Consider the following 14,497-nt stretch of genomic DNA (forward strand, 5'->3'; position numbering starts at 1 on the left):
AAGCCGGGATAGGTGCCTATCTGGCTGCAGATACTAGGAGCACCCATGTTTGCCAGAAAAGGAGGAATACCGATGGTCGAACACCCGCTGAACAGCGAAAGCTGCCTGGAGGCGGTCATTGAGCTTTTGACGAAACGCGGCGTTTCCCTCGACGACATCGCCGAGATTGTCTTTTTCCTGCAAGAACAATACGTCCCCGATCTGACGATGCAGCTGTGTCTGGAGAGCGTGCAGGCCGTTCTGAACAAGCGCGAGGTGCAAAATGCCTTGCTGACTGGCATTCAGCTGGACATGCTCGCCGAACAAAAACAGCTGCTGCCCCCGCTCCAGTCGATTATTGAAGCGGACGAGCCTTTGTATGGCGTAGATGAAGTGTTGGCGCTCGCCATCGTGAATTTGTACGGCAGCATCGGCTTCACCAACTTCGGCTATGTCGACAAGCTTAAACACGGCAAGCTCGCCCAGCTCAACGACAAAAGCTTCGGCGTCCACACGTTTTTGGACGACCTCGTAGGAGCGGTAGCCGCAGCAGCTTCGAGCCGGATTGCCCATCGCCAAAAGCAGCAGGAAGAGTGTCTAGAGCGAGATTCGTAGCTGCCATTCCGGCAAATCGCTGGCGACATACGTCGGCTTTGCCGTATGGCTGGCGGCTTCCTCACGCGTAGAGTAGCCAGTCAAAACGAGCAGGCTGTCCAACCCGCTGTTTGCTCCGGCTTCAATATCGGTAAACAGGTTATCGCCGACAATTAACGTCTCGGAAGCTTTTGTCCCGAGCACTTCCAGCGCATAGCGCACGATGATGGACTCCGGTTTGCCAATCACAATCGGTTTGGTGGCGGATGCAACGGAAACAGCCGCTACCAACGAGCCGTTCCCCGGGAATAGCCCCGCGTCAGTAGGCAAAGCAGCGTCGGCATTGGTTGCGATAAAAGTGGCTCCTGAACGGATCGCGCGCGCAGCCACTGCGAGCTTTTCGTAGGTAAAGGCACGGTCGATTCCGACAATGACGTAGTCCGGATCAGCTTCGGTCAGGCGATAGCCTGCTGCTTCCAGTTGTGTCAGCAAGCCTTCCTCCCCGATCGCGTATACGTTTGCCCCGGCGGGCGCCTGCTCTTGTAAATACTGGACAGTCGCCATGCTTGTCGTGTAAACGTCACGGGCAGCCGCCTCGATTCCCATCCCCGTCAACCGATCCGCCACTCGCTCAGCCGATGTCGAAGAGTTGTTGGTTAAAAACAGGTACGGAATCTGCTTGTCCTGCAAATAGCGGACAAACTCGCCAGCCCCTGGGATCACTTCATGACCGCGGTAAATCGTTCCGTCCAAATCGAGCAAATAGCCTTTGTATGGTTTCATGTCTGATCTCCTCCACCCTGTTGTACCCATTTACCATACCCGCTTTTTCATCGTTTGACGAGTCGGCTGTATGTTTTTTCAACAGCAAAAAACCACCCTCGCACGCAATCGTACAAAAGTGGTCATCACTGACACTGTATTTACGCTTTTTTGATTTCAAACACGCACTTGTCTCCGCCTTTTGCCATGCAGGAGGTTTGCTCCACATCGGCGTTCAGCACGCGGCGGAACAAGGAAAGCTCACAGGTACAAGCCTGGTTGAACTCGCGCGCGACTTGGGCGATCGGACAGTTGAACTCCTGAATGCGGTACGTGTTGCCGTCCGCGTCCGCTTCCCATTCCACCATGTAGCCTTTTTCGTTTTGCAGCTCCGCCAGCTTCGCTACGCGGTCCTTCAACTCCCCTTGCACTTGGGAGCGATACGATTCCTCCAGGCGATTTTCGCGGCGGCGAAACAGCATCTCGACTTTGCCCATTCCGTCGATGTCTTTCAAATCTTGCAGGAAGTCCAGTGTCAAATGAGAATAATTGCGCGGAAACAGCTCATCTGCTTCCTGCGACAAGGAATATACATTCGTCGGTCGTCCCATTGCTTGTCTTACAAGCGTGGACTTGATCAGATTGTCTCTCTCCAAAGTGTTCAGATGGCGTCTGACCGCCATTTCAGTAATGCCAAGCTCGACGGCCATGTCGCTGACAGAGAGTGAGCCTTTTACCTTGAGCATGTGCAGGATTTGGTCACGAGTGGACGTCCCCTCGTTTGTCATACGTATCACCGTCCTTTCTACTTATTGTAGCGGATCGGCACGCTTTAGTAAACAAACGAAAGTGTTTTGTATAAAAAATCCGCTTCTCCATTTTCTAGAACAATTCTTTCTGCAAAAAAGCGCGAACTTGCGGGTCAAACTGGCGCATCGCTGCGACTGCCTCTTCTGCCAGCGCAAACATTTCTCCAGCAGGAACGCTTGTGTAGTCAATCACCAGATGCTTGCGGAAATCAACGACGCGCGTCAAGACGACCGCTTGCTCATCTGTAATGACTTGTTCGTCACGCAAAATTTCTACGATGTCGCTATAGCTGCCAGGGTCACGCATGATAAAGCCGTCGATCAACGCATTCCCTACATCGACAATTCCTTCGATGGACAAGTGCAGGGCTCGCTCCATCGCTGCAACAGCCACTTCATCCGCCAAAACCGCCTCGGCTCCTCGTTCCCTGAGCTTGTCCAGCAGATCAAGCATGAGAGACATATATGCTAAAACTTGGTCAATTCGCTTTGTATTCACGTCGTACATAAGATTCTCCTTATTTTCGCTTTTTGGCTTTTCGTTTCGCATAATAGGTAGTAAACACAAATGTCAGCACCAGGACGAGAAGGACCAATTCCCCTTCCTGCAAATAGGAATTGCTCACGGCTTTCACCTCTTTTCCTCCAACAGTATACCAAATTTGTCCCTGCTGTCACGAATCAGCTTGTACTTTGTGTTACAATGATGGGGTGAATTTTGCCGGCATAAAGGGAGGAACACAACTGTGGAACGCGAACTGGCATTGGAAATCGTGCGGGTGACGGAAATGGCTGCCCTCGCCTCGTCTCATTGGATGGGTCGGGGAAAGAAAAATGAAGCGGACGGAGCGGCGACAAGCGCCATGCGCGCCATGTTCGACACCATCAACATGCGGGGAACCGTCGTGATTGGCGAAGGAGAGCTGGATGAAGCGCCGATGCTGTACATTGGCGAAAAACTCGGTCACCCCGAAGCTGGCGGCCCGGAGGTTGATGTCGCTGTCGACCCGCTGGAAGGAACCACGATCGTCGCCAAAGGCCACAACAATGCCATGTCGGTCATCGCGATCGGTGACCGCGGAACGCTGCTTCATGCCCCTGACATGTACATGATGAAAATGGCTGTGGGCAAACGGGCTGCGGGACAAATCAACTTGCTTGATCCCGTGGATAAAATGATTGAAGTGGTAGCGAAAGCGAACAACAAGCGCGTTTCCGACGTGACTGTGATCGTTCAGGAACGGGAGCGGCACCAGCACATCATCGACACGGTGCGGGAAAAAGGCGCGCGCGTCAAGCTGTTCGGCGATGGCGATGTAGGCGCAGCGATTGCCGCCTGTCTGCCACATACAGGGATCGACCTGTTTCTCGGAATCGGCGGAGCACCGGAAGGCGTCATTAGCGCGGCGGCGATCAAATGCCTCGGCGGAGACATGCAGGCGATGCTCAAGCCGCAAAATAACGGGGAACGCGAACGCTGTATCAAGATGGGCCTGACCAATCCGGAGCAGTTGTTGACCTTGAACGATATGGTAAAAGGAGACGACGCCATTTTTGCCGCCACAGGCGTATCGGACGGCGAGCTGCTTCAAGGAGTTCGCTACCTGGGCGACGATATGGTGGAGACGCATTCCATCGTCATGCGCGCCCAAACGAAAACGATCCGTTTTGTCCGCGCTTTGCACAATATCGAACACAAACCAAATCTGTTATGGAAGTAGAGGAGCGTATTTATGGTGAATGACCTGTTTTTCTTGTACGACGAACCGGAGGACACGAAAACCCGCTTCGTCAGCTTTATGGGCGAAGCTACCCGATTCGATCTGGCTATCACGACGACAAACCGTTTTTACGGCAAAAAAATCGTCATCAACATCCAAAACGGCCGCTCTGCCATTATCGGGCACGACGATCTCGAAGAAGAAGGCTACCTCGAATTTGCCTTCAATCTGAACGAGCGGGAAGCTGAAGAGCTGAAAACTTTTTTGGAGACTGTCGTTTAATTCCGCTTTTTGGGCCTATCCCGCTCTTGACACAAGAGCCCGGGGATAGGCTTTTTTGCTGCCCATTTCCATCGGGACAACGCTCCTTGCAGGCGGATGTCTCGTATACTGCTACTGCACATACAGACACTGAGAGGAGTGCAGTCGCAATATGCAACCGTATCAAGCTGACGAAAACCAGTTGCAGGGCCATCAGGCGGACGAACAATATCAGATGATTCCGGAAGACCAGGCGCATCCCGTCTTCTTTCGCCGAAGAAGAGACGAAGGAATTGGCCCTGTGATCATTCCGCTTCCTTATAGCTACTATCCGCCTTATTACTATCCATACCCGTATCCATACTCCTATCCGTACTACCCGTACCCGTATCAGCCCTTTCCGTTTTACGGCGGCGGCTTTTGATGAAGCAAGATTTATGTACAGCAAAACAGCCCCTAGTCCCGGGGCTGTTTGCTTTTGTCTTTCTATGTGTCACGCTTGGGCGTGTTCTGACCAGTCGGAACTTTGTCGCGCTCCCGGTTGGGACGCATCTGGTTCGGACGTTTTTCCCGCGAGGAAGAGTCCTTGCCGTTTTTGTCCTGCTTTTCTTTGTGGAACTTGGGCTTGTCTGACCGATCGTTGCGACCAGCACCGGAACGGTCGTGGGAAGCTCCGTTATTGTTTCGCTCCTGGCGATCCTGCTTGTTTTGCCGGGGGTTAAAACGACGTCGGTCCTTGCGTTCGACAATGACAGCCGAACTTTCTCCCCTTGGCGCGTCATGGCGAATATCGAGAATCGTGTCCGGATTATCGTCGTTGCCTTCGTGCTCTCCACCGCTATGTCCAATGGCATCCTTCACTTTGCGCAAGACGAAGTACGGGCAGCCAAAGTTGCAAAACTCGTGCAGGTACTCATCCAAAGCGGCGATCCTCTGCTCGAACGGTACTTTGCGATTGGCATCTGTATAAAATCCCCGCAGACGAAGCTGTCCGTAGCCCCAGTCCCCTACGATGTAATCGTATTTATCGAGGATATCGCTGTAACGCTCCCTGAATGCTTCCGGATTCCAGCCGTCGCGATTTTCTTCCATGACTTCATAAGTACCGGCTTGCGTGCGAATCAAGTCCGCTTCCTCCTTACACTTGTTTACTTTTGTACATCTTACCATATTTCAAACAGCAAGAGATAAAATTCCCACGAAAACTGCACCTGCCCCCTGGACATTCTATCGTGTAGGGGGTGTTACCATTGAAAAAGACATGGTTGTATCCTGCGATTGCAGGCATTGCTCTCTTGGCTTCCGCTTGCGCAAACAACGCTGCGCCGAACTACACGCATCCGAATCAGGCTGCTCCTCACGTAACGAATGTTGACGGGCTGCATGTCCGCAACTACGACGGTGTGCGCTCCGCAAACTTTGACGGACTGCACGTGCGTAACGGGGTCGGTCTGAACAACGCGCCTGGCGTCGATAATGGCTTGCATCCGAACGGGACGTATCCACGGGCGAACGTCAACAATTACAACGCCTACACAAGTGGCATGCGACCGTACAACGCCTTTACCGACCACAACGACGGAGCGTTGGGCACGCCGAATGGAATGAATCATTCCATTTATCAAAAGCGGGCCTGGAATCGTGCAGGAGCTGGCATCATGCAAACCGGCATGCCGAAAATGGGCTACGTCCAGACGAACCGGGCCAGCATGAAGACCGCTGGCGCCCAAAACGTCTATGTAGACCGTGATGCGCTGGCGCAAGCAGTCGGCAACGTCACAACGAGCTGCCCCGGCGTTCAGCAATCTACTGTCCTGGTGACGGATGAAGAAATCTTCGTCGGCCTGAACACGCAGGGAGCTGATGCCCGCACCGCCAAAAACCAGGCGAAAATGAATGCGCAGTCGATTTCACCACGTTACTACAAAGTATACGTAACGGACAATCCGAACGACATTCAGGAAATCGCCCGTGTCGCCAGCCGCTCAAGCAATCTGCATACGGCGCGTAACGAAGACGCAGCCAGCATCGATACGCTGATCAAGCGAATGGGCGGCATGACGGATCGCGAGCAAGGAACCAGCACAAAAGCGCAAACGAACGCGCATGCAACCCACAAAGCTAACATGGGTACAACCAGTCGCTAGTGCGAATCTCCCCTGTACGTAAAAAGAACCCCTTTTGCCGCGATTCGTCTCGCTTGCAGGAGGGGTTCTTCCCTGTTATTGCGCCTGTGGCATTGCCGTTTCCTTGGCGATGGTTTCCTTCGCTGCATTGGCCTGTTCGTGGGCATGGTAAGAGCTGCGTACGAGCGGCCCTGCTTCGACGTGGCTGAAGCCCCGCTTCATGCCCTCTTCCTTCAGGCGGGCAAATTCATCCGGATGGTAATAGTGCTCTACCTTCAGGTGCTTTTTCGTCGGTTGCAGGTACTGACCAATTGTCATGATGTTGACATCTGCGGAACGCAAATCGTCCATTGTCTCGATCACTTCTTCGAGCGTCTCGCCTACGCCGATCATCAGGCTGGACTTCGTTGGAATGTTTGGCTGAAATTCCTTCGCCTTTTTCAACAGTTCCAAAGTCCGGTCGTACTTGGCGCGCGCCCGCACGCGATCGGACAGGCGGCGAACAGCCTCAATATTGTGGTTCAGCACGTCTGGCTTCGCGTCCATGACGAGCTTCAATGCATCCCAGTTTCCTTGGAAATCGGGAATCAATACTTCCACAGAGGCAAACGGCAGACGACGGCGAATCGCCCGGATCGTCTCTGCGAAAATTTGTGCGCCTCCGTCTTTCAGGTCGTCGCGGGCAACAGAAGTCACGACAACATGTCGCAAACGCATCTGCTCGGCTGCTTCTGCCACGCGTTCCGGTTCGGCCACATCAAGCTCCGTCGGCAATCCGGTTTTTACTGCGCAAAACCGACAGGCACGGGTACATATATCACCCAAAATCATGAACGTAGCTGTTCCGCTGGCCCAGCATTCATGAATGTTGGGGCATTTGGCTTCTTCGCAAACAGTATGTAGCGTCTTGCTGCGCATCGTTTGCTTCAACTCTTTGAAGCTGGCGAGTTCTGGTCCTGAAACAAGGTTGATCTTGAGCCACTCCGGCTTGCGTTGCGTCATAGGGCCCACTCCTCATGTATCTTGGTACGAGACATAATCAATCTCCATTATAGAGGTTGGATATACAAGGGGCAACCTCTTTCACAATTGAGGTAACAATTACCCGATCCGATGCACTTTATGCCGAGCCCCTCCGGACAGCAACGATTCCAGCATGCGCCGCTCGCGCTCGTGGCAAGTAAACAAAAACACTTGCTGCTCCGCTGCCAGCTCGGCAACGTACGCCAATGTTCTTCGCAACCGCTCGTCGTCATAGTGGACAAAATGGTCGTCCAAAAACAGCGGCAACGGTTCCGTCCGCTTGCTCACATGATGCAGCAGAGCCAGCCTTTGCGCCAAATAAAGCTGGTCGGCGGTTCCCGTGGAGCATTGCTCCTGGCTGACAATTTGCTTGCGGGATGGCTCCAGCAGGCGTACGGCAAAGCCTTCGCCCGGATCGAGCCTCACGTCGCAATAAGCCCCCGCTGTAATTTGGCTCATCACCTCGGAAGCAATCCGGTTTACATCCGGCGTGACGTCCCGCTTCCACTCCCCTTGTGCTTCCAAAAGAGTATCCCGCGCCAGTTGCAGCGCATCTCTGCGTTGCTGCAGTTGGCGCAGCCCCTGCACGGCTTGCTCGTATTCGTCTCTGGCACTCGCTACGGATTCGCTTTCATGCGCATTCATTTCGCCATGCGCCCTCGCCGTTTTTTCCCGCAGCTCCTGCAACTCGGCTTCGATGTGCGCTAACTGCGCCAGACAGTCGCTCCCCGCTTCCTCGCACTGTCGCTTTTCCCGTTTTAAAATCGCACGCAGCGCCTCGCCCCAGCTTTCCGCCAGCAGTTCCTCCCGCCTTGTTTTGGCCAGATCGTTCTCCAGCGCAACAGTCCGCTGCTCCTGCACGCTTCGTTGTAGCTCTTCCCTTTTTGCCAGAAAAGTATCCCAATCCGAAACGCCATAACGCCCCACCAGCTTCGCCAACTCGGCGTCCAAGGCGGCGATCTCCTGTTGCAGCTGTTCTCCCTCCAGCGCTTGCTGGCTGTCGATGGCTGCGGCGGGACTGCTGCTGTTTGCGCCCCCTTTTGCCCGCAGCACAACTACGCCGAGCGCGGCCAAAAGCAAAGCCAGACCAATGGCACTGCCTCCAAGGACAGGATGCTCCGTCGCCAAACCGACTGCACCCAAGCTGGCAAACACCCCGGCGACACCCCACAGACGCAGGACGCCTTTCCTCCGCTTCGCCTGGTTCCCTTGCCTTTGCGCGCGTCCTTGCCCTTGTCCCTGCCCCCGGCTGCGCGTTCCCGTGGACAAAGCGAGAACCGCTAACTCAGCGAGTCGCAAATGGCGCTGCTCCCGCTGTTTGCGAAGCGCAACCCCTCGCTCGTAATCGGCCGCAAGCTCGTTCAGCGCTTGGTCGGGCATCGCTTCTGGCGCGGCGGCAGTTCGCGGTTCGCCCCACTTTTCCACTTCTTTGCGCGCCTGATGGTGCAGTTGCCGCTCTTCTTCGCTGCCAGCAGACTGCTCCCACCAGTCCCACTCTTGCCTGTCGACTGCGGTAAAGCTTCGCTGCCAGCGCTCCTGCAAAAGCTGTTCCTGCTCCTGCCACTTTTGCATGCGCGCCTGCAACCTGATTCGCCGCTGCTCCAGCCCTTGGCGCTCCTCCTCCCAGCCGCGGATCGACTGCGCAAGTTGGGTAATCATGCGCCAGGCGGCTTCGGCATCAGCCAGCTCCTGTTCTTTGCGGGCGACCCGCGATGCAGCCTTGCCCATTTGCGTATTTTCCGCCCGCTCCTTTTTGCCGATGCTCGTCAAGTCGCGATCCAACTCCGCCAAAATCGTGTGGACAAGCGGACTTGCCTCCTGCACATCCGCAAACGAAGGCAACAGATGCTCGGCAGCCTCCAAAGGCTCCCGTCTGATCCAGGTCAAATCGGTGAACAAGCTGCGGGTAAGCCCCAGATGCTTTTCGAGAAAGTTCCGTTCCTTGCGGCGATCCTCCAGGTAGATGTCTGTCAGCTCCGTCCATTCCGGGTCGAGAAAAAGCCGCGCCTGTTCCCGCTCTTTCAAAAGCGTCCGGTGCAAGCGGTACGTCTTGCCCCCGAGCTGGTACGTAATGATCGTTTCATACTCTCCCTGATGCCAGGGGCGGTATTTTTCGTATTCAGGCAAATACCTTGCCGTCTTCACGTAGTCGCGCTTCATCCCGTACAGGGCGGCGAAAATCGCTTGCAGCAGCGTGGACTTTCCCGCTTCGTTGGGGGCGTAAAACAAATTCAGCCCGGGAGCGAAGCGAAAAGCAGCTCCTTGCCATTTTCCGAACCCGGTTACGGTCAGCTCCTCGATTCTCATCGCATGCTCCCCCCAATCCGCGCAAGCGCTTCTTGCTTCGCCAGTCTCGCTATTTCCCGCTCTTCTTCGCTGCGGGCATTCGCCTCGATCTGCGCCAGCTTGGCGAGCCATTTTCCCCAGATGCTGTCCTCGGCCATCAGCTTCTGCGCATCGATGTCCGGCCACGTCTCATCCGTAATTGCAAACAGAAAAAACCGCGAAAATCGCTGCTCCAGAACGGGAATCGAGGGAACAAAATGCGCCGCTCTCTCTCCTGTCAAAGTCACATACACGAGATCACGGTCGGCGATCCTGCCAAGCTGTGCCTCCATCCCTGCGATTAGCTGTTCCGCCGTTTCCGCTCCTTGCGCGTGGATCGTCCATTTATGAATCTGCCGCTGACTGACCGGGATCGCTTGCAAGGTCACTTTTCCCGCGTCGTCCAGCTCGCCGTGCAACACGCAGCGCTCTCCCGTTTCCTTATTGGTCAATCCTTCCGGCGAACCGGGATAGGCGGCAAGCGGCTGCTTTTTGAACGGATGGACGAATTGTTCCGGCTTGTGGATGTGCCCGAGAGCGACGTAGTCTACATCCGCCTGGACAAGCTCCTGCAAGCTCATAGGTGCGTAAGGCTGGTGCTCGTCTTTCGTCGCGTTCAAGATCGTGCCGTGCAGCACCATCAGGTGATGCCGATAGCCATCCAGCTTGCCCGGAAAAGTCGCAAGCGGCGATTCGTAGACGTGCGGCTGTCCAAAGCCCCAGCCGTAGATGACACACGACTTTTCCGGAAATTCGTATACGCCCCATTCCGGGGTAAACCAGTAGACGTTGCCAGGCCAGTCCATCGTCTGGTAAAACGAATCCGCGCGCCACGGATCGTGGTTGCCCGGCGCGATGCAAACGGGAATCGGAGCGACACTTTCGAACAGATCGCGCAAAAATACAGCCGTCGCTCTTCTGCCCCCGTGGTATTCCAGCAAATCTCCGGCGATCAGCCAAAAGTCGACCTGTCTGGACACGACCAGGTCGCGAATCGTTTGCAGCGTGCGGCGAACATCATCCTGCCTAAGCTCGTAACGATCCGCCAGCATATGTAAAGGCGCGTCCAGATGGACGTCCGCCGTATGAATGAATGACAACACGAAGCGCTCAACTCCTTGCATGACAAACTGAATCGGCAAATGGTACACTTTGGACAAGCAATCGCCAATCAGACGAACATACTTTCCCTATATGATACAGAGGAAATCATTGGTTGAAAAGGAGTGTTTCTTGTGCGCATCGCGTATTTGGACTGTTTTTCGGGGATCAGCGGAGACATGCTGCTCGCCGCATTGGTGGACGCAGGAGCCAATCGCGAGCGGATCGAACAGGAGTTGCGCAAGCTGTCTCCGGGAGATTTTCGCCTGGAGTGGAGAACCGTCGTCAAAGCTGGCGTTTCCGCTTTGAAGCTGGACGTCATCGATGAAAGCCACGCTCCCTCGCTGCCGCAGAAGCCTTTGAAAGTGCTGGGAAACGACCACACACACCGCAGCCACAAAGACATTGTGGCGATGATCCAGGCTGCCGGACTGGCGCCGCGCGTAACTCGCCGCTCTCTGGCTATTTTTGAAAAAATCGCGATCGCCGAAGCGAAAATTCACAATGTCCCTGTAGATACGGTCCATTTTCATGAGGTGGGCGCACTCGATTCCATCGTCGATATCGTCGGGATCGCTTTAGGACTGGAAGAGCTGGACATCGAGCAGCTTTACTGCGGGCCGATCCCGACCGGAAACGGCTACGTGCGCTGCGCTCACGGACTGTACCCGGTTCCCGCTCCGGCGACCATGGAGCTGTTGCTCGGCATACCGCTGCGCGAGACGAGCATCCAAAAGGAATTGACCACCCCTACCGGAGCAGGAGTGGCTGCCGCCCTAGTCGAACAGTTCGGTTCGTTGCCGTCGATGACCGTAGAGTCCATCGGCTACGGCGCAGGCACACGCGACCTGCCCGATCAGCCAAACGTGTTGCGGCTGTTGGTCGGACACAAGTAAACGAAAAAAACTTCCGCCGATGTGCTTTGTCGGCGGAAGTTTTTATTTAGGCAAGGGCAAAGGCTAGGATAGGCTTATCGCAGCAGACGCAAAAACTCACGCATAAAGCCGGGCAAATCCGGCCACGCATGACCAGAAACCAGGTTGCCGTCTACGTGAAGGGTTTCTTTTTCGTAAATCGCCCCCATCGCCTCGACGTCTGGCCTGCATGCCTGATAGGCCGTCAGCGTACGGCCAGCGAGATGCTCGGAGACGATTGCCAGCACCTGTGAACCGTGGCAGATCGCGGCAACAGGCTTGTTCGCTTCAAAAAAGTGCGAGACGATCGGCTTCAAGTTTTCGTTCAGCCTGATGTACTCGGGTGCTCTACCGCCCGGAATGATCAAGGCGTCGAACGCTTCCGGATTGATGTCGGCAAAAGCGGCGTGCGCAGGCAGCTGATAAGCCGGCTTTTCCGTATACGTCTCGCTGTGTGCTTCAAAATCGTGGCAAACGGTGTGCAGCGTCTTCACGCTGGGCGCAGCAATCACGGCTTCGTAACCCTCTTCCAGCAAACGGTAATACGGGTAGAACACCTCCAAGGCTTCTACGGCATCCCCTGTAACGATCAACACTTTTTTGCTCATCACACAGCCACCTCCATACGGTTTTGGGGTTTGGATACTCCACGTTTTCAATTCTTTGGCGGCTCGGCTTGCTCCTGCTTGTCTGCCCATATTTTTACAGAACTTTTACGGGCGGCCAGTTCCACAGCTTCCTGATAAACTTGCTGCAAAGGTACGCCGTTGGCTCTGGCAAGCTGCGCGCAGTGCTCGTATTCCGGCGCAATCTGCACCCGCTCGCCCCTGTGATAGCCGAGTTTGACCGCAACCTCTCCCCAACTCGTCTGGACGGTGATGAATCGCCTTGCCAGACGGTGACACGCTACAGGGAAAGAGCGAATGCCAAACGTCGTCGTCTCCTTGAACAAAATCGTTTTCATCGCCTCAAGCTGGCTCTGATAGCACATGACTTGCACCAGTATCGCGGCTCTGCTCTTTTTCATCGTCACCGGCAAAAAATGCACATCGTTCGCCCCTGCCAAAAAGCATTGCTCCATCAGATAGGAAAGCCACTCCGGGCTTGCGTCATCTATGTTCGCTTGCAATATCACCATGCCTTCGTCGATATGCTCGTCGGCGTGCTGCCTTTGCTCGTACCCGACAGGTATGCCGTCTGCTCGCGCCGTTTCAACGCCTGGCTTCAGCAAAATTGCTGCCACGTTGTTTTCGCCTTCCACCTGCACCAGTTCGCCTGCAAGCCCGCGCATCGGCTTTGCTCCCACTTCCTTCAACCAGAGCACGGCGAGCGGCGAAAAGTCGCGACGCGGCTCCAACTGTTCCGTCTCCCGAATCGCCAGCCCGGACAGAAGCGACAGGGCGGCGAGCGGCAAACCGAACGGGACGGCGATTGTTTCCACATACAGCTTGCCCCGGCACCAGTCAGTCAAAGGGCTTGTCATCAGCTCGCGCAAGGCTGCTGCTTCCCGTTGCCAGCGTTCCTGATCCATGCCCTCCCGATACCACTCCGCCAAATCGTGCATGCACCCGGCGAATTTCGCGGCGGCAGGCTCAGCTGCACCGATCCCTTGCTTGCTCGCAATCCGTTGCAGCGGCTTCACCAATGATTCCAGCATGATCGGACCTTCTGCCCGAATGACCAGCTTCATTTTTTCCCCTCCGAACTTTGCTTGTTTCTTCTTGCATCATACATCAAATGCCCGTGCCTCCGGAGAAAAGTTGCTCGCCTGCTTCCAAAAAGTATCGTGGATAATCCGCTCAGACTGGCAGAAACTACAACGGAAACTACCCTGGCTGGAGGGAGTCGGCATGCGAGTTTTCCGCCTAATCATTCAGATCAGCTTGTGCGTGGCAGCAATCGTTTTGCCGCTGGAATCAGGCTTTGCCAAAGGCTCTGCTGCCAAACAGACAGATCCTCTGCTAAAAGAGCGCCTGCAGCTTTTTTTGCGCATGGAGTCTTTGTACGGCATTCCGTGGAACTATTTGGCCGCGATTGACCAGTACGAGCGCACGATGAAAATACGCAAAAAACAAGCCAATACGCAAGAATCGAACGCGCGGCTCACGGCTGTTGATATCCCGCAGGAGCGCTGGTCAGGCGTGATGAACCCCGATCCGGAAGATACCAACCCGGCATCGATTCAGTTTTTTGACGGGCTGGGAATGGACGGCGACGGAGATGGGATCGCCGACCGCAACAACGATTTGGATGCACTCACTACGCTTATTCATTACCTGTCCGCTTACGGCTTTTCGGCGGATGACTGGCAAATCGGCGTCTGGTCTTACTACCAGCGCGATCGCTCGGTAAAAACGATCCGGCAATTCGCCCAGGTGTACGACAAATACCAGCACCTGCAACTGGACGAGCGTCATTTTCCCATTCCTGCCCGGTACGACTACAGCTACCGCAGCACATGGGGAGACGCTCGCGGCTGGGGAGGACGCCGCATTCACGAAGGCACAGACATTTTCGCCAGCTACGGCACGCCCGTCCTGTCGACCGCCTACGGAGTCATCGAGGTCATTGGCTGGAACCGCTACGGCGGCTGGCGAATCGGCATGCGGGACATGGGCAACGTGTATCATTACTTCGCGCATTTGTCCTCGTTTAAAAAAGGGTTGAAGCCAGGCGACATCGTCGAGCCAGGGCAATTGCTCGGGTATGTCGGCAGCTCCGGCTACGGAAAGCCCGGGACGGCGGGGAAATTTCCGCCCCACTTGCATTACGGCATGTACCGGGAGACAGGGGGAGCCGATTGGGCTTTTGACCCTTATCCGTATCTCAAGCGTTGGGAACGTCAAAGGAAGCGGTGATGCAGCCGCTTCTTTTTGGCATGT

At 55.2% G+C, this 14,497-nt stretch carries 17 protein-coding genes; 7 read left to right on the forward strand and 10 right to left on the reverse strand.

Annotated elements, in window-relative coordinates; translation table 11 throughout:
• Nucleotides 1–72 precede the first annotated feature (72 nt).
• On the forward strand, nucleotides 73–594 hold the full coding sequence (locus tag M2298_RS12005) for a phosphatidylglycerophosphatase A family protein (protein WP_122964508.1): 522 nt from the start codon (nucleotides 73–75) through the stop codon (nucleotides 592–594).
• Here M2298_RS12005 and M2298_RS12010 read toward each other — a convergent pair.
• The 4 genes from M2298_RS12010 to M2298_RS12025 all read right to left on the reverse strand — a co-directional run bounded on the left by M2298_RS12010 (nucleotide 577) and on the right by M2298_RS12025 (nucleotide 2,779).
• Nucleotides 577–1,356 carry a TIGR01457 family HAD-type hydrolase gene (locus tag M2298_RS12010; protein WP_280648562.1) on the reverse strand — a complete coding sequence of 260 codons (780 nt, stop codon included), beginning with the start codon at nucleotides 1,354–1,356 and terminating at the stop codon, nucleotides 577–579. The genes M2298_RS12005 and M2298_RS12010 overlap by 18 nt on opposite strands.
• 140 nt (nucleotides 1,357–1,496) lie before the next feature.
• On the reverse strand, nucleotides 1,497–2,123 hold the full coding sequence (locus tag M2298_RS12015; protein WP_122964506.1) for a helix-turn-helix transcriptional regulator: 627 nt from the start codon (nucleotides 2,121–2,123) through the stop codon (nucleotides 1,497–1,499).
• A 94-nt stretch (nucleotides 2,124–2,217) separates the two neighbouring features.
• Nucleotides 2,218–2,652 (reverse strand): DUF86 domain-containing protein, encoded by a 435-nt coding sequence (locus M2298_RS12020; RefSeq protein WP_122964505.1) that lies wholly within the window; start codon nucleotides 2,650–2,652, stop codon nucleotides 2,218–2,220.
• Between the two features lie 10 nt (nucleotides 2,653–2,662).
• On the reverse strand, nucleotides 2,663–2,779 hold the full coding sequence (locus M2298_RS12025) for a hypothetical protein (protein ID WP_007777847.1): 117 nt from the start codon (nucleotides 2,777–2,779) through the stop codon (nucleotides 2,663–2,665).
• A 111-nt stretch (nucleotides 2,780–2,890) separates the two neighbouring features.
• Here M2298_RS12025 and glpX point away from each other — a divergent pair, with 111 nt between their 5' ends.
• The 3 genes from glpX (at nucleotide 2,891) to M2298_RS12040 (ending at nucleotide 4,550) form a co-directional block, all read left to right on the forward strand.
• Nucleotides 2,891–3,865, forward strand: coding sequence for a class II fructose-bisphosphatase (gene glpX, locus M2298_RS12030; protein ID WP_122964504.1), 975 nt, complete (start codon nucleotides 2,891–2,893; stop codon nucleotides 3,863–3,865).
• 12 nt (nucleotides 3,866–3,877) lie between these two features.
• A complete protein-coding gene (locus M2298_RS12035) occupies nucleotides 3,878–4,147 on the forward strand; it encodes a DUF3055 domain-containing protein (RefSeq protein ID WP_122964503.1) in 270 nt (89 codons plus the stop codon).
• A 151-nt stretch (nucleotides 4,148–4,298) separates the two neighbouring features.
• A complete protein-coding gene (locus M2298_RS12040) occupies nucleotides 4,299–4,550 on the forward strand; it encodes a hypothetical protein (protein WP_122964502.1) in 252 nt (83 codons plus the stop codon).
• 62 nt (nucleotides 4,551–4,612) lie between these two features.
• Here M2298_RS12040 and M2298_RS12045 read toward each other — a convergent pair whose 3' ends face one another.
• Complete coding sequence (locus M2298_RS12045) at nucleotides 4,613–5,251, reverse strand: YutD family protein (protein WP_274874329.1); 639 nt, start codon at nucleotides 5,249–5,251, stop codon at nucleotides 4,613–4,615.
• 116 nt (nucleotides 5,252–5,367) lie between these two features.
• Between M2298_RS12045 and M2298_RS12050 the strand changes: the two genes are divergently transcribed.
• Nucleotides 5,368–6,273 (forward strand): YhcN/YlaJ family sporulation lipoprotein, encoded by a 906-nt coding sequence (locus M2298_RS12050; RefSeq protein ID WP_274874330.1) that lies wholly within the window; start codon nucleotides 5,368–5,370, stop codon nucleotides 6,271–6,273.
• A 75-nt stretch (nucleotides 6,274–6,348) separates the two neighbouring features.
• Here M2298_RS12050 and lipA read toward each other — a convergent pair whose 3' ends face one another.
• From lipA to M2298_RS12065, 3 genes are all read right to left on the reverse strand, one after another.
• A complete protein-coding gene (lipA, locus tag M2298_RS12055; RefSeq protein ID WP_122964499.1) occupies nucleotides 6,349–7,254 on the reverse strand; it encodes a lipoyl synthase in 906 nt (301 codons plus the stop codon).
• A gap of 99 nt (nucleotides 7,255–7,353) precedes the next feature.
• Nucleotides 7,354–9,582, reverse strand: coding sequence for an ATP-binding protein (locus M2298_RS12060; RefSeq protein ID WP_280648563.1), 2,229 nt, complete (start codon nucleotides 9,580–9,582; stop codon nucleotides 7,354–7,356).
• Nucleotides 9,579–10,703, reverse strand: a complete 1,125-nt coding sequence (locus M2298_RS12065) for a metallophosphoesterase family protein (RefSeq protein WP_173596747.1) — start codon at nucleotides 10,701–10,703, stop codon at nucleotides 9,579–9,581. Before M2298_RS12065 ends, M2298_RS12060 begins: the two co-directional genes overlap by 4 nt.
• Nucleotides 10,704–10,835: 132 nt before the next feature.
• Here M2298_RS12065 and larC point away from each other — a divergent pair, with 132 nt between their 5' ends.
• On the forward strand, nucleotides 10,836–11,597 hold the full coding sequence (gene larC / locus M2298_RS12070; protein WP_173596746.1) for a nickel pincer cofactor biosynthesis protein LarC: 762 nt from the start codon (nucleotides 10,836–10,838) through the stop codon (nucleotides 11,595–11,597).
• A gap of 74 nt (nucleotides 11,598–11,671) precedes the next feature.
• Here the strand turns inward: larC and M2298_RS12075 are convergent, their stop codons facing one another.
• Together M2298_RS12075 and larC2 are read right to left on the reverse strand one after the other, a co-directional pair.
• Nucleotides 11,672–12,223: a DJ-1/PfpI family protein gene (locus M2298_RS12075; protein ID WP_063227367.1), complete on the reverse strand. Its 552-nt coding sequence runs from the start codon at nucleotides 12,221–12,223 to the stop codon at nucleotides 11,672–11,674.
• A gap of 47 nt (nucleotides 12,224–12,270) precedes the next feature.
• Entirely contained in the window at nucleotides 12,271–13,305 is a 1,035-nt protein-coding gene (larC2, locus tag M2298_RS12080) for a nickel pincer cofactor biosynthesis protein LarC2 (protein ID WP_280648564.1), read from the reverse strand.
• Between the two features lie 160 nt (nucleotides 13,306–13,465).
• Here larC2 and M2298_RS12085 point away from each other — a divergent pair, with 160 nt between their 5' ends.
• Nucleotides 13,466–14,473: a M23 family metallopeptidase gene (locus M2298_RS12085; RefSeq protein WP_122964495.1), complete on the forward strand. Its 1,008-nt coding sequence runs from the start codon at nucleotides 13,466–13,468 to the stop codon at nucleotides 14,471–14,473.
• The last annotated feature ends 24 nt before the right edge of the window (nucleotides 14,474–14,497 follow it).

Origin of the sequence: Brevibacillus sp. 1238 (genome assembly GCF_029892995.1) — a bacterium.
Taxonomy (GTDB): Bacteria; Bacillota; Bacilli; order Brevibacillales; family Brevibacillaceae; genus Brevibacillus; species Brevibacillus parabrevis.